Raw genomic sequence first — 17,330 nt, 5'->3', positions numbered from 1 at the left:
TCTCCTGGTCGGAGCCACGCTGCGGAAGGGTGATCGTCCTTGACGCGGCGACGACCGGGGAGGACCGTTGGTCCTTATGAGGGGCGAACCCAGTTGCCCGAAGTGTGGAGGCCGGGTCGCGGCGCCCGGTCTCTTTGCCGATACGTGGCAGTGCGACGCGCACGGCAGCGTGCACCCGCTTCAGCCGGTCATCCCGCCCAGCGTCGAGGCGCTCGGGGTGGTGGTGCACCGGGCGCAGGTGCCGGTGTGGATGCCGTGGCCGCTGCCGGTCGGATGGCTGTTCACCGGGGTCGCGGCAGCCGGGGACGACCGCAGCGGGGGACGGGCCACCGCCGTCGCCTGTTCCGGGCCGGGGCCGCTCGGCGGACTCGGTGAGCTGCTGCTGGTCGCCGAGGAGCTCGGCGTCGGGCTCGGGGCGCGGTTCGCCGGGATCGACGGCCCGGATCCGGGCCCGCTGCTGCGGGTCGACGGGCCGCCGGACGCCAAAGTGCTCGCCGCCGGCCGCCCCACCCCGCTCTGGCACGTGAAGGACGCCCCCGTCGACCGCGCGGTCTTCGCCGGTGAGGCGCGCGGGCTCTGGCTCTGGGCGATCGTCTGGCCCGAGCAGTCGGGACTCCTGATGTACGACGAGCTGGTGCTGACCGATCTGCGCGACGCCGGGGGAGAGGTCGACCTGGTGCCCTGCGGGGCGCTCACGCCCCGGCTGCTGGCGGGACCCTGAGCGGGCCGGAGCGGGCCCGGGCGCCGGTTATCCTTGAGCGTCCCCCACCTGGCTGCGAGCACTGGAGTACGTGTCGTGCGCATCGACCTGCACACCCACTCCACCGCGTCGGACGGCACGGACACCCCCGCCGAGCTGGTGCGCAACGCGGCCGCCGCCGGCCTCGACGTCGTCGCCCTCACCGACCACGACACGGTCCGCGGTCATGCCGCGGCACGGGCCGCGCTCCCCGAGGGCCTCACCCTCGTCACCGGAGCCGAGCTCTCCTGCCGCATCGACGGCGTCGGGCTGCACATGCTGGCCTACCTCTTCGATCCTGACGAGCCCGAGCTGGCGCGCGAGCGCGAGCTGGTGCGCGACGACCGGGTGCCGCGCGCGCAGGCCATGGTGCGCAAGCTCCAGGCCCTGGGCGTCCCCGTCGCGTGGGAACAGGTCGCGCGGATCGCCGGGGACGGCTCGGTCGGGCGGCCGCACATCGCCACCGCCCTGGTCGAACTGGGCGTCGTCGCGACCGTCTCCGACGCCTTCACGCCCGAGTGGCTCGCCGACGGCGGGCGTGCGTACGCGGAGAAGCACGAACTCGACCCCTTCGACGCGATCCGGCTGGTCAAGGCCGCCGGCGGCGTCACGGTCTTCGCCCATCCCGCCGCCGTGAAACGCGGCGAGGTGGTCCCCGAGTCGTCGATCGCGAAGCTCGCCGCCGCGGGCCTCGACGGCATCGAGGTCGACCACATGGACCACGACGAGCCGACCAGGGCCCGGCTGCGCGGACTCGCCCGCGAACTCGGCCTGCTCACGACCGGGTCGAGCGACTACCACGGCAGTCGCAAGACCGTGGAGCTCGGCGCGTACACCACCGACCCGGAGATCTACGGCGAGATCACCCGGCGTGCCACGGGCGCCTTCCCGGTGCCGGGAGCCGGCGGACCCGTCACCTCGTAACACCGCGCGCCCCCACGGGGCGCTCCTTCCCCCACGCCCCGGTCGCCCGCGGCTGCCGTCGGACTGTCCGACGGCAGCCTGCCCCGGCAGGACCGCGGTGCGTTGCTCCCCGCCGCATTTCCGCTCTCTCCTCGCAAGGCTCACTGTGTTCGACGTCGCTGTCTTCGGATCCCTTTTTCTCACCCTTTTTGTGATTATGGACCCGCCCGGGATCACCCCGATCTTCCTCGCCCTCACCGCCGGCCGTCCCGCCCGGATGCAGCGCAGGATGGCGCTCCAGGCGGTCGCCGTCGCCTTCGGCGTGATCGCCGTCTTCGGCGTGCTCGGCCAGCAGATCCTGGACTACCTGCACGTCTCCGTCCCCGCGCTGATGATCGCGGGCGGACTGCTCCTGCTGCTGATCGCGCTCGATCTGCTGACCGGCAAGACCGACGAGCCGACGCAGACCAAGGACGTCAACGTGGCGCTCGTCCCCCTCGGTATGCCGCTGCTCGCCGGCCCGGGAGCGATCGTCTCGGTGATCCTCGCGGTCCAGCACGCCGACAGCTTCGGCAGCCAGGTCTCCGTCTGGTCGGCCATCATCGTCATGCACGTCGTGCTCTGGCTGACCATGCGCTACTCGCTGCTGATCATCAGGGTCATCAAGGACGGCGGCGTCGTACTGGTCACCCGGCTCGCCGGCATGATGCTGTCCGCCATCGCCGTCCAGCAGATCATCAACGGCGTCACCCAGGTCATCCAGAACGCCTGACCGGACCCGGACACCACAGCGCCCCGCACGGATCTTCCGTGCGGGGCGCCTCGTCTTTGTCACGCCGGCGTCATCGCCTGCCGGCGTCGTCCACGTCCGCGAAATGCGTTACGAAGCCGAGTTCTCGGCCGGGCGGATATAGATGCGCTGGCCGATTGCCGCGGCCTGCTGCACGATCCGGTTGACGGAGGCGGCGTCCACGACGGTGCTGTCCACGGCGGTACCGTCGACATCGTCGAGTCGCATGATCTCGAAGCGCATATGGCTTCCCTTCGTCTGATCCTCCTGCTGGAGAACTACTGGGAGGACGGGTGGCCCGTCCGCAAGGATGAGGAGCGCAGGCATCTCTGTCTTGCGCCCCACAGGGAGTACAACGGCTTGCCCTCGGCAATCATTCCCTACGCTAAGGAAATTTTTTGGATGTCTAAGTACCAGCAGGTAATCGACCATGCGCGGACGACGGTCTCCGCGACGAGGCCCACATGAGCGAGGCAGAGATCGCCGACCGCCTGGACCGCACCAACGCACTGCTCCAGCGGGTGCTCGCCGAGGTGTCGAAGACCCCGTCGACCCACGCGATCTTCGTGGACGCGGGCTATGTGTACGCCGCGGCCGGGCTGCTCGTCACCGGGACCGAGGACCGGCGCTCCTTCGACCTGGACGCAGAAGGGCTGATCGAGGCCTTCATCGACAAGGCCCGCACCATCTTCGCGGACAGCAGACTGCTGCGCGTGTACTGGTACGACGGGGCCCGGCGCCGGATCCACACCGTCGAGCAGCAGTCCATCGCCGAACTCCCCGACGTCAAGGTCAGACTGGGCAACCTCAACGCCAACAACCAGCAGAAGGGCGTCGACTCGCTCATCCGCACCGACCTCGAATCCCTCGCCAGGCACCGCGCCATCAGCGACGCCGCGCTGGTCGGCGGCGACGAGGACCTGGTGTCGGCCGTCGAGGCCGCGCAGGGCTACGGGGCCCGGGTGCACCTGTGGGGCATCGAGGCCGCGGAAGGCCGCAACCAGGCAGAGCCACTGCTCTGGGAGGTGGACAGCCAGCGCACGTTCGATCTGGACTTCTGCCGCCCCTACGTGACCAGACGCCCCGTCACCACCTACGAGGACGACACCCCCGCGCCCTCGCGCGAGGACGTCCGCTTCGTCGGTGCGCAGATCGCCGCCACCTGGCTCTCCGCGCGCGGCCGGGAGTCCCTCGCCGACCTGCTGCCGGGACACCCGTATCTGCCGGGCTCCGTGGACCAGGACCTGCTGGTCGAGGCCGAGCGGCTGCTCCAGCACTCGCTGCGCGGCCACGCCCCCCTGCGCCGGGCGCTGCGCGACGGGTTCTGGCAGCACCTCCAGGCGCAGTACTGACGACCGCCTGCCCCGTGGGACGCCGCCGTCGCCCCGGTGCCGCCTACAGGCTGTCCCAGAAGGAGACGAGTGCGGCGGCCGTCGGCTCCGGCCGGTCCGTGTTCGGGGAGTGCTCGGCACCCTCGATCCGGGTCCGGCGCGCGCCGAGGCGTACCGCCGTCTCGTCGAGGAGGGGTACCGGCCAGACGTCGTCGCGCTCGCCGGAGATCACATGGACGGGCAGTCCCGTGGCGGCCAGCTCCGCCACCCGGTCCGGCTCGGCGGCCAGCTGCCGGCCGGTGGCGATCAGCTGCGCGGGCCGGTGGCGCAGCCAGCGCCGCCGCAGGTCCTCGCCGCCCGTCTCCGCCTCGGCCGGCGGTTCGAAGGCGCGCATGGCGTCCCAGACGTCGTCCATGCTCATCGTCGCGAGGGCGTCACCGAGGATCTTCAGCTTGACCTTCTGGGCCTCGACGACCTCGGCGGGGCCGGAGGACATCAGGGTGAGCGAGCGGAAGGGTGCGGGGTCCAGGAGCACGGCCGCACGCGCGATCTGCCCGCCGAGTGAGTGGCCGAGCAGGTCGACCGCGCCGTCGCCGAGGCCGAGCGCGGCTGCCTGGGCCAGTACGTCGCGAGCCAACTCGCCCTGCGCGTACGTCTCTTGACGGTCAGTCCCGTCGGTCTCGTACTGCCCGCGCCCGTCGACCGTGACGGCCCGGTAGCCGGCGTCGGCGAGCGGCTGGAGCAGCGCGATGAAGTCCTCCTTGCTGCCGGTGTACCCGGGCAGCAGGAGGACGGTGCCGCGCGGGGGCGTACGCGGGACCGCGTCCAGCACGGCGAAGTCCCCGCGTTCGGTGCGCAGCGCACGGGAGCGGGCGCAGGGGGGCGGGATGAAGGTGGGTGGCCTGCTCATGGCACGAGGTTACGGCTCCGGCGGGCGGCCGTTGCCGTCACACGGGCGCGGGACGGGCCCGAGTCCGGCGTCCGTCCGTTGCGCGGGGCGGGGGCAGGGCGGGCACCCGGGCCGGGCATGCCGTGTACGCCGGACGGCACTCGGGGCCACGCCGGGATGGCCGGGGCGGGCCCTCCACGCGCGCCGGGAACGCCGGACGGGCCCGAGGGAATCCCTCGGGCCCGTCCGGCAGTCGTCACACGGGGTGCGCTCAGCCCTCGGACTTCGCGGCGGCGGCACGCGGGGCCCGGCGGCGGCGCGGCTTGGCCTCGCCCTCGGTCAGGGTCTCGGCCACGGCCTCCGTCTTCGGCTTCGCGGCCGTACGGGGGCGACGGCGCGCCCTGGAGTCCGGCTCGGGCTCGGCGATCGGCGCGATCTGGAAGTCGACCTCGTCCTCGACGGGCTTGATCACCCGGGTGCGGCGGCGGGGCTTGGTGACCGCCACCGCCTCGACCACGGTCTCGGCCACGGGGGCGGTCTGGAAGCCGGCCTCCTCCGTCACCGGCTTGGCGGCCCGGGCACGGCGGCGGCGCGGCTTGGCCTCGCCCACCGGCTCCGCCTCGGGCGCGGCGTCGGCGACGACCTCGGCCACGACCTCGGCTGCGGCCTTGGCCGCCCTGGTCCTCGTCCGCTTCTTCGGCTCGGCCTCGGCCTCGGGCTCGCTGACCACGGCGGGAGCGTCCACCACGGCCACCGCTGCCTCGGCGGCGATGTCCGCGGCGCCGACCCGGCCGCGCCGGCGGCGGCGCGGGGTGCGCGCCTCGGACGGGCTGTCGGTGGCCTCGGGAGCCTCCACGATCTCCGTGGACGGAGCGGGCACCGTCACGGCGCCCTCCTCCGCGGCAGAACCGCCCCGGGTGCGACGACGCTGACGCGGCGTACGCGGGGGCCGCTCCTCGCGGACCGCGGGGGCCGCCGCGGCGGCGGACTTGCGGCCGCGGCCGCCCGTCTCGCCCAGGTCCTCGATCTCCTCGGCCCGCAGACCCGCACGGGTCCGCTCGGTGCGCGGCAGGACACCCTTGGTGCCGGCCGGGATGTCGAGCTCCTCGTACAGGTGCGGGGACGTGGAGTACGTCTCCGGCGGGTCCGGGAACTTCAGGTCCAGGGCCTTGTTGATCAGCTGCCAGCGCGGGATGTCGTCCCAGTCGACCAGCGTGATCGCGATGCCCTTGGCACCCGCGCGGCCGGTGCGGCCGATCCGGTGCAGATAGGTCTTCTCGTCCTCGGGCGACTGGTAGTTGATGACGTGGGTGACACCCTCGACGTCGATACCGCGGGCCGCGACGTCGGTGCAGACCAGAACGTCGACCTTGCCGTTGCGGAAGGCGCGCAGCGCCTGCTCGCGGGCGCCCTGGCCGAGGTCGCCGTGGACGGCGCCCGAGGCGAAACCGCGCTTCTCCAGCTGCTCGGCGATGTCGGCCGCGGTGCGCTTGGTGCGGCAGAAGATCATCGCGAGCCCGCGGCCGTTGGCCTGCAGGATGCGCGAGACCATCTCGGGCTTGTCCATGTTGTGCGCGCGGTAGACGTACTGCGCGGTGTTCTTGACCGTCGTGCCCTCGTCGTCGGGCGACGTGGCGTTGATGTGGGTCGGCTGCGACATGTAGCGGCGCGCGAGGCTGATGACCGCGCCCGGCATGGTCGCCGAGAACAGCATCGTCTGGCGCTTCGCGGGCAGCATCGTGATGATGCGCTCGACGTCGGGCAGGAAGCCCAGGTCGAGCATCTCGTCGGCCTCGTCGAGGACGAGGGCGCGGACGTGCGACAGGTCGAGCTTGCGCTGGCCGGCCAGGTCGAGAAGCCGGCCCGGGGTGCCGACGATCACGTCGACGCCCTTCTTGAGGGCCTCGACCTGGGGCTCGTACGCACGGCCGCCGTAGATGGCGAGAACGCGGACGTTACGTACCTTGCCGGCGGTCTGCAGGTCGTTGGTGACCTGCTGGCAGAGCTCGCGGGTGGGGACGACGATCAGCGCCTGCGGGGCGTCGGTCAGCTTCTCGGGCTTGGCCCGGCCGGCCTCGACGTCCGCGAGGACGGTGACGCGCTCCAGCAGCGGCAGGCCGAAACCGAGCGTCTTGCCGGTGCCGGTCTTGGCCTGTCCGATGACATCGGAGCCGGAGAGCGCTACGGGGAGCGTCATCTCCTGGATGGGGAACGGGGACGTGATGCCGACCGCCTCAAGGGCTTCGGCCGTCTCGGAAAGGATCCCGAGGTCTCGGAACGTAGTCAGGGTGCTGCCTCTTCTGTGAAACGCGGTCCGAGGCGAACGAAGGGGGTCGTACCGTGCCGGGGTTGGTCATCCGGCCGTGGAGGGGCCGGGTGGCGCGGGACCACTGCCGTCGCTCGAGCGCTCGTGCCGCTGAGGGGACCCTCAGCGGCGGTCGTACGTGTCGTACGCACCGCGTGGAGGGCTGTCGGGTCGGAGCCGATCGGGCCTCCGACCGGGCATCCTCATTCAATTTCGCGCAACGAGCAGTTGCAAAATGCTCAGTAAGCGCAATACCACTGTACCCCGGATTCGCGCATCTGTGTTGGGCGAATTCATCGGAACGGTGTGAGGCCGGTCGGCGGCCGGACCCCTCCACCCCGCGACGGGCGGGCTATTCTGCGGTTCATGGAGACGCCTGACAACGCCACTGAAGCCCCCGCATCCACCAGAATCGCCGACCAGGACTGGGCCACCGCGTCCGCCGAGCCCCAGTACCGGGCCGCCGTCGTCGATCTGCTGGGAGCGCTCGCCTACGGGGAACTGGCGGCCTTCGAGCGGCTCGCCGAGGACGCGAAACTGGCGCCGACCCTGGCCGACAAGGCGGAGCTGGCCAAGATGGCGGCCGCGGAATTCCACCACTTCGAGCGGTTGACGGACCGGCTGACCGCGATCGATGTGGAGCCGACCGGAGCCATGGAGCCCTTCGCCAAGGCCCTCGACGACTTCCACCGTCAGACGGCGCCCTCGGACTGGCTGGAGGGCCTGGTGAAGGCCTACGTCGGCGACTCGATCGCCAGCGACTTCTACCGTGAGGTCGCGGCCCGGCTCGATTCGGACACCCGTTCCCTCGTCCTCGCCGTCCTCGACGACACGGGGCACGGCAACTTCGCGGTCGAGAAGGTGCGTGCGGCGATCGAGGCGGACCCGAGGCTCGGCGGCCGGCTCGCGCTGTGGGCGCGCCGGCTGATGGGCGAGGCGCTCTCGCAGGCCCAGCGCGTGGTGGCCGACCGTGACGCGCTGTCGACCATGCTGGTGGGCGGGGTGGCCGACGGGTTCGACCTGGCCGAGGTCGGCCGGATGTTCTCCCGGATCACCGAGGCGCACACCAAGCGGATGGCCGCCCTGGGGCTCGCGGCGTAACACCCCCGCGGACAGCCGGGGGCCTTCCCGGGCGGGCGTCAGGCCGCCGCCGACCGGCTGAGCCGGCGGCTGCCGCGCGGCCTCAGCAGCAGGGACAGCGTCACCGCGGCGATCAGCACCGAACCCACCAGGGTCGCCGCCTCGTGCCCCGGCCCCAGCACCGAGTGCGTGAGCCAGGCCCCGAACAGGGCCCCCAGCGCACCGGTGCCGAGCACGACGCGGCGGGACGGGAGACGGGGCGAGAGGGCGCGCAGGGCCGTCCAGGCGAGGACGAGTCCCAGCACGACGGAGCCCAGGGTTTCCAAGATCACAGACGATCACCTCGCAGGTGGGAGGGCGGGCAAATCGGTCGTAGGCCGTACTACCCCCGGGCGGCGGCGGACAACCCTCCCGCGCACAGGCTTCGCTCGGCCGCCGCACGGAAACCCGCGCGCAACGGAAAGCGGCCCGGCGGGGAGAATCCCCGCCGGGCCGCTTCCACGGTCTCTGATGTGCCCGGACGTGCTACAGCGCGCCGAACCCCACCCGTCGCGTGCTGGGCTCGCCGATCTCCACGTAGGCGATCCGGTCGGCCGGCACCAGGACCTTGCGGCCCTTCTCGTCCGTGAGGCTGAGCAGCTGCGCCTTGCCGGCGAGAGCCTCGGAAACCGCGCTCTCGACCTCTTCGGCGGAAAGCCCGCTCTCCAGAACGATCTCCCGGGGCGTGTGCTGCACCCCGATCTTGACCTCCACGGCTATGTCCCTCCGACGGTCAGTCCCTGCGCGGTGAACCGCGCCGTACGCAGCACACATTAGCCCGCTGAGGGGACCGGGCAGGGCGCCGCGGGCAACGCCCGCAGCGAACACCGGCTCCGGCCGCCCGCTCAGTGCTGATCGAGACCGTGCAGCGGGAAGCCCGCGATGCCCCGCCAGGCCAGCGAGGTGAGGAGCTGCACCGCCGTGTCGCGCGGGATGGCGGACCGGCTGGAGAGCCAGTAGCGGGCCACCACCTGGGACACCCCGCCCAGCCCGACCGCGAGCAGCATGGACTCGTCCTTGGACAGCCCCGTGTCACCCGCGATCACGTCGGAGATCGCCTCGGCGCACTGGAGGGAGACCCGGTCGACCCGCTCACGCACGGCGGGCTCGTTGGTCAGGTCCGACTCGAAGACCAGGCGGAAGGCGCCGCCCTCGTCCTCCACGTACGCGAAATAGGCGTCCATCGTGGCGGCCACGCGCAGCTTGTTGTCGGTGGTCGAGGCCAGGGCCGTGCGCACCGCCAGGAGCAGCGACTCGCAGTGCTGGTCGAGCAGGGCCAGATAGAGCTCCAGCTTGCCCGGGAAGTGCTGGTAGAGCACCGGTTTGCTGACCCCGGCCCGCTCCGCGATGTCGTCCATCGCCGCGGAGTGGTACCCCTGGGCGACGAAGACCTCCTGCGCGGCCCCCAGAAGCTGATTGCGTCGGGCGCGGCGGGGCAGACGAGTGCCCCGCGGGCGCGCCGCCTCGGTCTGCTCGATGGCTGTCACGCCGCCTCCCAAAATTGTGATCGGACCCAGCAGTTCGGTGCACGCTGCGCCATACCGACATCGTACTTTTGGGTAACCCGGGTATGCGCGGCGCGGACGCAGAATTTCACGGACCGGACGCCCGCGGTAGCCACAGTTTCCGCACCCCCTGCCGCATAGCGGGGCGTATCAGCGGTAATCGTCCTCGTCCTGGGGGACGACGCGGGCCTGCTCCGCCGCATCCGCCTCGTTCGCGCGGTCCCGCTGGACGTCCGTGAGCGGTTCGTCGTCCTCCGGACGCAGATCGGCCTGCTGTTCGGCGGCGTCGGCGTCGGGCGCCTCGGGGCCGGGTTCGTCCGGCTGGACGTCGTCGAAGGTCTCCGGGTCACTGGGGTCGACCGTCATGGGGACTCCCTTCCTTGCCTCCGAGCCTAGGAGGTACCCCCAGAAGCCGCCATGCGATCTGTGACGGCGAACACATGAACCAGGGTGTGATCGTCTCGTAACATTGCCGCATGTCTTCGACCGAGCTGCCGGGAGTCCGCGCCGCCGCCGCAGCGGTGGCCCCCACGGTGAGCGCCGTCAGAGTGGCGGAGGGGGAGAGGCTTCGCTCCGTCACGCTGCCCGGGCTGACGCTGACCGTCCGTTCGAGGCCGCCGGAGCGGGCCGGGCTGCCGCCCGCGCTCTTCGTGCACGGACTCGGCGGCTCCTCGCAGAACTGGACGGCGCTGATGCCGCTGCTCCAGGACGTGGTGAACTGCGAGGCGGTCGACCTGCCCGGATTCGGCGACTCCCCGCCGCCGGACGACGGCAACTACTCGGTCACCGGCCACGCCCGCGCGGTCATCCGCTTCCTCGATGCCGGAGGCCGCGGTCCCGTCCACCTGATCGGCAACTCGCTGGGCGGCGCGGTGGCGATCCGGGTCGCCGCGGTCCGTCCCGACCTGGTGCGCACCCTCACCCTGATCTCGCCCGCGCTCCCCGAGATCCGGGTACAGCTGTCGGCCGCGCCGACCGCGCTGCTCGCCGTTCCGGGAATCGTGTCCCTGTTCGCCCGGATGACCCGGGACTGGGGCGCGGAACAACGCACCCGCGGAGTCATGGCACTCTGTTACGGCGATCCGGCACGTGTCTCCGCGGACGGCTTCCGTGACGCGGTGGCCGAAATGGAGCGGCGGCTGGCGCTGCCGTACTTCTGGGACGCGATGGCGCGCTCGGCACGCGGCATCGTCGACGCGTACACGCTGGGCGGGCAGCACGGGCTGTGGCGTCAGGCCGAGCGGGTGCTCGCACCGACCCAGCTCGTGTACGGCGGACGGGACCGGCTCGTCTCGTTCCGGATGGCACGCAGGGCGTCCGCGGCCTTCCGCGATGCGCGACTGCTGACACTGCCCGACGCCGGGCACGTGGCGATGATGGAGTACCCGGAGGCGGTCGCCCAGGCGTTCCGGGAACTGCTGGACGAATGCGGCGGGAGCTGATCCGGGGCGTGGGACGACACAGCCGAAGGGGCCCTGGGCCCGGGGCGCCCGAGAGCGGGCCCTCCGAGGCGAACGCGGAAGCGGGGCGCGAGGGCGCCCGGCCCGCGGCAGGCAGCGGCCGGCGTAGACGGCCGGGCGACACGGCTCCGGGCACGGACGGGCACACCCCGTTCCAGGGCACGCCCCAGGTGCGCGGCGGCCACCCCGAACAACGCGAATCCGGCGGCGGCTGGGGAACCGGCCCCGTCGGACGGCCCGGCGACCGGCCGGCCCCGGCGCAGGGCGCCGGACCGGGCCGCAGCGGCGACCAGTCCCAGGCTCCCGCACGGCCGCAGGGGCCGCAGGTCCGGCGGAGTCCGCAGGCGGCGCGCAACGCGCAGGCGACCGCTGCCAGGCCGCTGATACCGGGCCCGCGGCGCGAGTTCGTGGAGGCCTTCGACCGGCCGCCCGCTCCGTCCGCACCCCGCGGACCCGCCACCGCTCCTTCCGGACCGGCCGGCCCCGGCCGGTCCGCCACCGAGTCGGACGAGCGCCCGCCGGGTGCGTGGGAACGCCCGGCAACTCCCTCCGAAGAAGCCACCGGTGAGGCCAAGGGCGGCAAGGGCCGCACCTTCACCGGCATCGCCGCGGCCGCCGTGACCACCGTGCTCGCGGTGATCGTGGCCGGCCAGGTCGCGCACGACAGCGCCGGCCGGTCCGGTGCCGCGCAGGCCGCGGGCGTCGACCGGGACGGCCGGAACGACGCCTCCCGCTCCGACGTCCGCAGGACGCCCGCCCCCGAGGTGGTGGCCGTCAAGCCCCTTTCGTACGAGCAGAAAATGGCCAAGGCGTATCCGCTCGCGCCGGAACTCACCGCGTCGGGGAAGTTCGAGACGGTCGCCGGGACGGCGAAGGCTCCGGGCAAGGGGCACAAGTACCGCTACCGGATCGACGTCGAGCACGGGCTCCGGCTCGACTCCGCGCTGTTCGCCCAGGCGGTCCAGGCCACCCTGAATGACGACCGGAGCTGGGCCCACGACGGCGATATGACCTTCGAACGGATTTCCACCGGGAAGCCCGATTTCGTGATCACGCTGGCCAGCCCGGGAACCACGGGCGAGTGGTGCAAGAAGTCGGGGCTGGACACGCTGGAGGACAACGTCTCCTGCGACTCCGCCGCCACCGAGCGCGTGATGATCAACGCCTACCGCTGGGCCCAGGGCTCGTCCACCTTCGGTCCGGACAAGCTCTTCGCCTACCGGCAGATGCTGATCAACCACGAGGTCGGCCACCGGCTGGGTCACAACCATGTGAGCTGCGGCACGAAGGGCGCCCTCGCCCCGGTGATGCAGCAGCAGACCAAGTCGCTCGACATCGACGGCATCAAGTGCCGCCCCAACGCCTGGGTGTATCCGGAGGGTTGAGCCCCGGGCGGGACTGCGGGACCGGACGCAGGGCCGCCCCGGCAGTCCCGTCGGAGCCGGTCCGCGGGACGCGTGCACCGAAGGGGTGTCCGCATGGCGAGACGGCTGTCTCATATCGCGTTGACATCGTGCGAGCCGTGATCCATATTTCTCGGCATGTCACACAGCCCCCTCACCACCGATCGCGCAGCCATCGAGCTGGCGCTCATCGGCGTGACCGGGCACAGTGTCGCCGACATCGACTGTTGCTGACGCCTGCCCGCGTGCGCGTCGGTCACCCGTCCGAGCCCTGAGGGCCCGGGCCCCCTCCTTCCGGCTGCCGCACCCGGGCGTACTCCGCCCGCAGGCGCGGCAGTTCCCGTGTTCCGGTCTCCTTCACCAGGCCCGACCGGCCGTGTGCACATGTCTCTCGTCGCCGCCTGCCGCGGAATCACTCGCTGTTTCCCTCATTCAGGCAGTTCTCCGAGAGGTCATCTTCCGATGCGTCATCCGTCCGTCATATCGCGCCGCGTAGCAGCGGCCGCCGCAGTGCTCGCCGTGGCCGCGGGAGCCGCGGCCTGCGGGCCCGAGGGCAGCAGCAAGGGCGGCGACGGCACGTCCGGCGCGGCGGGCGCGCCCAAGAAGGGCGGCACGCTCACCGTCCTCAACAGCAGACCGCAGGAGGACTTCGACCCCGCGCGGCTCTACACCTCCGGCGGCGGCAACGTCCCCTCCCTCGTGTTCCGTACGCTCACCACCCGCAACCGGGAGGACGGCGCGGCGGGCGCGAAGGTCGTCCCCGACCTGGCGACCGACCTGGGCACGCCCAGCAAGAACGCCACCGTCTGGACGTACACCCTCAAGGACGGCCTCAAGTTCGAGGACGGCACCGCGATCACGAGCGCCGACATCAAGTACGGCATCGAGCGCTCCTTCGCCGCCGAACTCTCCGGCGGTGCGCCCTACCTGCGCGACTGGCTGATCGGCGGGGCCGGCTACCAGGGCCCGTACAAGGACAAGAAGGGCCTCGACTCGATCGAGACGCCCGACGCGAAGACCATCGTCTTCCACCTCAACAAGCCCGAGGGCGAGTTCCCGTACCTGGCCACCCAGACGCAGACCACCCCGGTGCCGAAGGCCAAGGACACCGGCACCAAGTACGAGGAGCACCCGGTCTCCTCGGGCCCGTACAAGGTCGTCAGGAACGAGGGCGACGGCGAGCGGCTGGTCCTGGAGCGCAACACGCACTGGTCGGCCGCCACCGACGAGGAGCGCAAGGCCTACCCCGACCGGATCGACGTCCGCTCCGGCCTCGACTCCGCCGTCATCAACCAGCGGCTGTCCGCCTCCCAGGGCGCCGACGCCGCGGCCGTCACCACCGACACCAACCTCGGCCCGGCCGAACTCGCCAAGGTCAGCGGCGACAAGAAGCTCGCCGCCCGCGTCGGCACCGGCCACTTCGGCTACACCAACTACATCGCCTTCAACCCGAAGGTGAAGCCGTTCGACAACCCCAAGGTGCGCCAGGCCATCTCGTACGCCGTCGACCGCACCTCCGTGGTCAACGCCGCGGGCGGCTCCTCGCTCGCCGAGGCCGCCACCACCTTCCTGCCGAACCAGCCCTCCTTCGGCTACACCCCGTACGACGCCTTCCCGGCCGGGAAGAGCGGCAACGCGGCCAAGGCCAGGGAACTGCTGAAGGAGGCCGGCTACGCGAACGGGCTGACGGTCACCCTCACGCACAACAACGACAAGAACTTCGAGACCAGCCCGGAGATCGCCACCGCGCTCCAGGAGGCGCTGAAGAAGGCCGGCATCACCGTCAAGCTCCAGGGCCTGGAGGACAACGCCTACTCGGAGACCGTCCACACCCTGAAGAGCGAGCCCGGCTTCTTCCTCACCGGCTGGGGTGCCGACTGGCCCTCCGGCGGTCCCTTCTTCGCCCCCATTTTCGACGGACGCCAGATCGTCAAGGCCGGGTACAACTTCAACACCGCCCAGCTGAACGACCCCGCGGTCAACAAGGAGATCGACGAGATCAACAAGCTGACCGACCTGAGCGCCGCCGCCAAGCGCTGGGGCGCGCTCGACAAGAAGGTCGGTGAGCAGGCGCTGACCGTGCCGCTGTTCCACCCGGTCTACAAGCGCCTGTACGGCGAGTCGGTCAAGAACATCGTGATCAGCGACTGGACCGGCGTGCTCGACATCTCGCAGGCCGCGGTCAAGTAGCCATGGCCGAAGCACTGCTGGTCAAGGAGGCGGGGGCCGTCACGGCCCCCGCCCCCGGGGCCCATCCGTTCTGGCGGCGGCTGCGCGGCCGCCGCGCCGCCCTCGTGGCGGCGGCCGTCGTCGCCCTGCTGGTCCTCCTCGCGCTCGCCGCCCCCCTGCTCGCCGGCATCGAGGGCCAGAACCCCACCACGTACCACCCCGGTCTCGTCGACTCCGCCACCGGCGGGGTCCCGATCGGTTCCTTCGGCGGTATCAGCGCCGAACACTGGCTCGGCGTCGAACCGCTCACCGGACGCGACCTCTTCGCCCGGGTCGCCTACGGCGCCCGGGTCTCGCTCGGCGTCGCCCTCGGCGCGACCCTGCTCCAGGTGGCCGTCGGCGTCCTCATCGGCCTCTCGGCCGGACTCGGCAACCGCTTCGTCGACCAGGCGCTGAGCCGGGTCACCGACGTCGTGGTCGCCCTGCCGGTCATGGTGACCGCGCTCGGCGCGCTCGCCGTCGTCCCGGCGGGCTTCCCCCGCCCGGTACTGATCTCCGTGATCGTCGGCCTGGTCGGCTGGTCCGGCATCTCGAAGATCGTGCGCGCCCAGACCCTCTCCCTGAAGTCGCGCGACCACGTCGCGGCCGCCCGGCTCAGCGGCTGGGGCCCCTGGCAGATCGCCCGCCGCGAACTGCTGCCCTCGCTGGCCGCGCCCGTCATCACCTACGCCGTCCTGCTCTTCCCCGCCAACATCGTCGTCGAGGCGGCCCTGTCCTTCCTCGGCGTCGGCATCAAGCCGCCCACACCCTCCTGGGGACAGATGCTCAGCGACGCCGACACCTGGTACCAGGCCGCGCCCACCTACCTGCTGATCCCAGCCCTGCTGCTCTTCGTCACGGTGCTGGCGCTCACCGTCCTCGGCGAGGGCGTGCGCACCGCGCTCGACCCGCGCGCCGCCTCCCGGCTGCGGATCGGCACCGGACGCAAGAAGGAGGCCGGAGCATGAGCGGATTCCTGCTGCGCCGCCTCGGCGGGGCGCTCCTGGTCCTCCTCGCCCTCAGCGTCGTCGTCTACGCCGCCTTCTACGTCGCCCCGGGCGACGTCGCGCAGATCGCCTGCGGACCGCGCTGCTCGCCCGCGCAGGTCGCTCAGGTCAGCGAGCAACTGCGCCTCGGCGACCCGGTGTACGTGCAGTACGCGCACTTCCTCCAGAGCCTGGTCGCGGGCCGCGACTACTCGACCGGAACCGGTGTGGTGCACTGCCAGGCCCCGTGCCTGGGACTCTCGTACCAGAGCGGTCAGCAGGTCACCCAGCTGATCCTCGCCAAGCTGCCCGCCACCGCCTCGCTCGCCGTCGGCGCGTTCGTGCTGTGGATGCTGCTCGGTGTCGGTACCGGACTGCTCTCCGTGTGGCGGCGCGGCCGCGTCACCGAACGCATCCTCACCGGGATCACCCTGGCCGGCATGGCCACGCCCGTCTTCGTGATCGGCCTGCTGCTGATCATCATCTGCGTCACGGCGCTCCAGATCCTGCCTTTCCCGGACTACGTCCCCTTCACCGAAAACCCGGAGCAGTGGGCCTGGAACCTGCTGCTGCCCTGGATCTCGCTCGCGCTCATCACCGCCGCCCCGTACGCCCGGATGACCCGGGCCTCGATGCTGGAGACGCTGGCCGAGGACCATGTGCGCACCTTCAGGGCGTACGGGGTCAGCGAGCGGACGATCGTCGGACGGCACGCGCTGCGCGGGGCGCTGGCCCCCGTGATCGCGCTGGGCGCACTCGACGTCGGCTCGATGTTCGGCGGTGCCGTGCTCACCGAGTCGCTCTTCGGGATCCCCGGCGTCGGCCGCGAACTGGTCGAGGCCGTCAAGCAGGTGGACCTCCCGGTCGTCGTCGGGCTGGTGCTCGTCACCGGAACGTTCGTCGTCCTCGCCAATGCCGTCGCGGACATCCTCCAGGCGATGGCCGACCGACGGGTGGTGCTGTCATGAGTCTCGTCGAGGTCACCGATCTCTCGATCTCGTTCGGCGACGTACAGGCCGTGCGCGGCCTGTCCTTCTCACTGGAGGCGGGCGGCGCGCTCGGCGTCGTCGGCGAGTCCGGCTCCGGCAAGAGCGCATCGGCGTACGCCCTGCTCGGCCTGCACCGGGGGACCGGTGCGAAGGTCGGCGGCTCGGTCCGGGTCGCGGGCGTGGACGTCCAGGCCGCCGGTGACGCCGAACTGCGCGGGCTGCGCGGGGCGAAGGCCGCCATGGTCTTCCAGGACCCGCTGTCCTCGCTCGACCCGTACTACGCGGTCGGCGACCAGATCGCCCAGGTGTACCGCGTCCACCACCGGGTCTCCCGGCGGGCGGCGCGGGCCCGGGCCGTCCAGGTGCTGGACCGGGTCGGGATTCCGGACGCGGTACGCCGCTCACGCTCCCGGCCGCACGAGTTCTCCGGCGGAATGCGCCAGCGTGCGCTGATCGCGATGGCGTTGGCGTGTGAGCCCCAGCTGCTGATCGCCGACGAGCCGACGACCGCGCTCGACGTCACCGTCCAGGCCCAGATCCTCGACCTGCTGCACGACCTGCGCCGCGAGACGGGGATGGGACTGCTCCTCGTCACCCATGACGTGGGTGTGGCGGCCGAGTCGGTGGACGACGTGCTCGTCATGCGCGCGGGCCTCGCCGTGGAACGCGGCCCGGTGGCCGACGTGCTCGGCGCGCCCCGCGA

At 71.9% G+C, this 17,330-nt stretch carries 18 protein-coding genes and 1 pseudogene; 12 read left to right on the top strand and 7 right to left on the bottom strand.

The window, feature by feature from the left end:
- The first annotated feature begins 76 nt into the window (after positions 1-76).
- The 3 genes from E6R60_RS28200 to E6R60_RS28190 all read left to right on the top strand — a co-directional run bounded on the left by E6R60_RS28200 (position 77) and on the right by E6R60_RS28190 (position 2,414).
- Positions 77-721: a DUF6758 family protein gene (locus tag E6R60_RS28200; RefSeq protein ID WP_136329499.1), complete on the top strand. Its 645-nt coding sequence runs from the start codon at positions 77-79 to the stop codon at positions 719-721.
- Between the two features lie 75 nt (positions 722-796).
- Positions 797-1,663: a PHP domain-containing protein gene (locus tag E6R60_RS28195; RefSeq protein ID WP_136329498.1), complete on the top strand. Its 867-nt coding sequence runs from the start codon at positions 797-799 to the stop codon at positions 1,661-1,663.
- Positions 1,664-1,808: 145 nt separating this feature from the next.
- Entirely contained in the window at positions 1,809-2,414 is a 606-nt protein-coding gene (locus E6R60_RS28190; protein ID WP_136329497.1) for a MarC family protein, read from the top strand.
- A gap of 108 nt (positions 2,415-2,522) precedes the next feature.
- On the opposite strand, the gene E6R60_RS36850 is transcribed toward E6R60_RS28190, so the two are convergent.
- Positions 2,523-2,675: a hypothetical protein gene (locus E6R60_RS36850; RefSeq protein WP_168713692.1), complete on the bottom strand. Its 153-nt coding sequence runs from the start codon at positions 2,673-2,675 to the stop codon at positions 2,523-2,525.
- 221 nt (positions 2,676-2,896) lie between these two features.
- Here E6R60_RS36850 and E6R60_RS28185 point away from each other — a divergent pair, with 221 nt between their 5' ends.
- The gene (locus E6R60_RS28185; RefSeq protein WP_136329496.1) at positions 2,897-3,784 is read left to right on the top strand and encodes an NYN domain-containing protein; all 888 of its coding nucleotides are present in this window, start codon (positions 2,897-2,899) and stop codon (positions 3,782-3,784) included.
- Positions 3,785-3,827: 43 nt separating this feature from the next.
- Here E6R60_RS28185 and E6R60_RS28180 read toward each other — a convergent pair whose 3' ends face one another.
- Together E6R60_RS28180 and E6R60_RS28175 are read right to left on the bottom strand one after the other, a co-directional pair.
- Positions 3,828-4,673 carry an alpha/beta hydrolase gene (locus E6R60_RS28180; RefSeq protein WP_136329495.1) on the bottom strand — a complete coding sequence of 282 codons (846 nt, stop codon included), beginning with the start codon at positions 4,671-4,673 and terminating at the stop codon, positions 3,828-3,830.
- 250 nt (positions 4,674-4,923) lie between these two features.
- On the bottom strand, positions 4,924-6,849 hold the full coding sequence (locus E6R60_RS28175; protein ID WP_136329494.1) for a DEAD/DEAH box helicase: 1,926 nt from the start codon (positions 6,847-6,849) through the stop codon (positions 4,924-4,926).
- A 474-nt stretch (positions 6,850-7,323) separates the two neighbouring features.
- Between E6R60_RS28175 and E6R60_RS28170 the strand changes: the two genes are divergently transcribed.
- Positions 7,324-8,058 (top strand): ferritin-like fold-containing protein, encoded by a 735-nt coding sequence (locus E6R60_RS28170; RefSeq protein WP_136329493.1) that lies wholly within the window; start codon positions 7,324-7,326, stop codon positions 8,056-8,058.
- A 38-nt stretch (positions 8,059-8,096) separates the two neighbouring features.
- On the opposite strand, the gene E6R60_RS28165 is transcribed toward E6R60_RS28170, so the two are convergent.
- The 4 genes from E6R60_RS28165 to E6R60_RS28150 form a co-directional block, all read right to left on the bottom strand.
- Complete coding sequence (locus tag E6R60_RS28165; protein ID WP_136329492.1) at positions 8,097-8,369, bottom strand: hypothetical protein; 273 nt, start codon at positions 8,367-8,369, stop codon at positions 8,097-8,099.
- A 193-nt stretch (positions 8,370-8,562) separates the two neighbouring features.
- Positions 8,563-8,790, bottom strand: coding sequence for a DUF3107 domain-containing protein (locus E6R60_RS28160; protein WP_024490505.1), 228 nt, complete (start codon positions 8,788-8,790; stop codon positions 8,563-8,565).
- Positions 8,791-8,921: 131 nt separating this feature from the next.
- A complete protein-coding gene (locus E6R60_RS28155) occupies positions 8,922-9,563 on the bottom strand; it encodes a TetR/AcrR family transcriptional regulator (RefSeq protein ID WP_136329491.1) in 642 nt (213 codons plus the stop codon).
- A gap of 168 nt (positions 9,564-9,731) precedes the next feature.
- On the bottom strand, positions 9,732-9,947 hold the full coding sequence (locus E6R60_RS28150) for a hypothetical protein (RefSeq protein ID WP_136329490.1): 216 nt from the start codon (positions 9,945-9,947) through the stop codon (positions 9,732-9,734).
- A 110-nt stretch (positions 9,948-10,057) separates the two neighbouring features.
- Here E6R60_RS28150 and E6R60_RS28145 point away from each other — a divergent pair, with 110 nt between their 5' ends.
- From E6R60_RS28145 to E6R60_RS37565, 7 genes and pseudogenes are all read left to right on the top strand, one after another.
- Complete coding sequence (locus tag E6R60_RS28145) at positions 10,058-11,023, top strand: alpha/beta fold hydrolase (protein ID WP_136329489.1); 966 nt, start codon at positions 10,058-10,060, stop codon at positions 11,021-11,023.
- Positions 11,008-12,426: a DUF3152 domain-containing protein gene (locus E6R60_RS28140; protein ID WP_136329488.1), complete on the top strand. Its 1,419-nt coding sequence runs from the start codon at positions 11,008-11,010 to the stop codon at positions 12,424-12,426. The genes E6R60_RS28145 and E6R60_RS28140 overlap by 16 nt, the downstream gene beginning before the upstream one ends.
- Positions 12,427-12,582: 156 nt before the next feature.
- Entirely contained in the window at positions 12,583-12,678 is a 96-nt protein-coding gene (locus E6R60_RS37980; RefSeq protein ID WP_346766091.1) for an Ms4533A family Cys-rich leader peptide, read from the top strand.
- A gap of 228 nt (positions 12,679-12,906) precedes the next feature.
- On the top strand, positions 12,907-14,634 hold the full coding sequence (locus E6R60_RS28135; RefSeq protein ID WP_136329487.1) for an ABC transporter substrate-binding protein: 1,728 nt from the start codon (positions 12,907-12,909) through the stop codon (positions 14,632-14,634).
- 2 nt (positions 14,635-14,636) lie between these two features.
- Positions 14,637-15,620 carry an ABC transporter permease gene (locus E6R60_RS28130; protein ID WP_136329486.1) on the top strand — a complete coding sequence of 328 codons (984 nt, stop codon included), beginning with the start codon at positions 14,637-14,639 and terminating at the stop codon, positions 15,618-15,620.
- The gene (locus tag E6R60_RS28125; protein ID WP_136329485.1) at positions 15,617-16,606 is read left to right on the top strand and encodes an ABC transporter permease; all 990 of its coding nucleotides are present in this window, start codon (positions 15,617-15,619) and stop codon (positions 16,604-16,606) included. The genes E6R60_RS28130 and E6R60_RS28125 overlap by 4 nt, the downstream gene beginning before the upstream one ends.
- Positions 16,603-17,322, top strand: a pseudogene (locus E6R60_RS37565) (ABC transporter ATP-binding protein); the annotation flags it as partial. The gene E6R60_RS28125 and the pseudogene E6R60_RS37565, both read left to right, overlap by 4 nt.
- Between the last annotated feature and the right edge of the window lie 8 nt (positions 17,323-17,330).

Source organism: Streptomyces sp. A0642 (genome assembly GCF_004795105.1).
Lineage (GTDB): Bacteria > Actinomycetota > Actinomycetes > Streptomycetales > Streptomycetaceae > Streptomyces.
Note: the sequence above shows the minus strand (reverse complement) of the source record. Positions and strands in the feature narration are given on the sequence as shown.

What these genes read in the sequence shown, in the direction of transcription:
- E6R60_RS37980 (WP_346766091.1), top strand. Translation starts at nt 12,583, where the DNA reads ATGTCACACAGCCCCCTCACCACCGATCGCGCAGCCATCGAGCTGGCG.
- E6R60_RS28180 (WP_136329495.1), bottom strand. Translation starts at nt 4,673, where the DNA reads ATGAGCAGGCCACCCACCTTCATCCCGCCCCCCTGCGCCCGCTCCCGT.
- E6R60_RS28200 (WP_136329499.1), top strand. Translation starts at nt 77, where the DNA reads ATGAGGGGCGAACCCAGTTGCCCGAAGTGTGGAGGCCGGGTCGCGGCG.
- E6R60_RS28145 (WP_136329489.1), top strand. Translation starts at nt 10,058, where the DNA reads ATGTCTTCGACCGAGCTGCCGGGAGTCCGCGCCGCCGCCGCAGCGGTG.
- E6R60_RS28150 (WP_136329490.1), bottom strand. Translation starts at nt 9,947, where the DNA reads ATGACGGTCGACCCCAGTGACCCGGAGACCTTCGACGACGTCCAGCCG.
- E6R60_RS28175 (WP_136329494.1), bottom strand. Translation starts at nt 6,849, where the DNA reads ATGACGCTCCCCGTAGCGCTCTCCGGCTCCGATGTCATCGGACAGGCC.
- E6R60_RS28140 (WP_136329488.1), top strand. Translation starts at nt 11,008, where the DNA reads ATGCGGCGGGAGCTGATCCGGGGCGTGGGACGACACAGCCGAAGGGGC.
- E6R60_RS28135 (WP_136329487.1), top strand. Translation starts at nt 12,907, where the DNA reads ATGCGTCATCCGTCCGTCATATCGCGCCGCGTAGCAGCGGCCGCCGCA.
- E6R60_RS28125 (WP_136329485.1), top strand. Translation starts at nt 15,617, where the DNA reads ATGAGCGGATTCCTGCTGCGCCGCCTCGGCGGGGCGCTCCTGGTCCTC.
- E6R60_RS28170 (WP_136329493.1), top strand. Translation starts at nt 7,324, where the DNA reads ATGGAGACGCCTGACAACGCCACTGAAGCCCCCGCATCCACCAGAATC.
- E6R60_RS28185 (WP_136329496.1), top strand. Translation starts at nt 2,897, where the DNA reads ATGAGCGAGGCAGAGATCGCCGACCGCCTGGACCGCACCAACGCACTG.
- E6R60_RS36850 (WP_168713692.1), bottom strand. Translation starts at nt 2,675, where the DNA reads ATGCGCTTCGAGATCATGCGACTCGACGATGTCGACGGTACCGCCGTG.
- E6R60_RS28130 (WP_136329486.1), top strand. Translation starts at nt 14,637, where the DNA reads ATGGCCGAAGCACTGCTGGTCAAGGAGGCGGGGGCCGTCACGGCCCCC.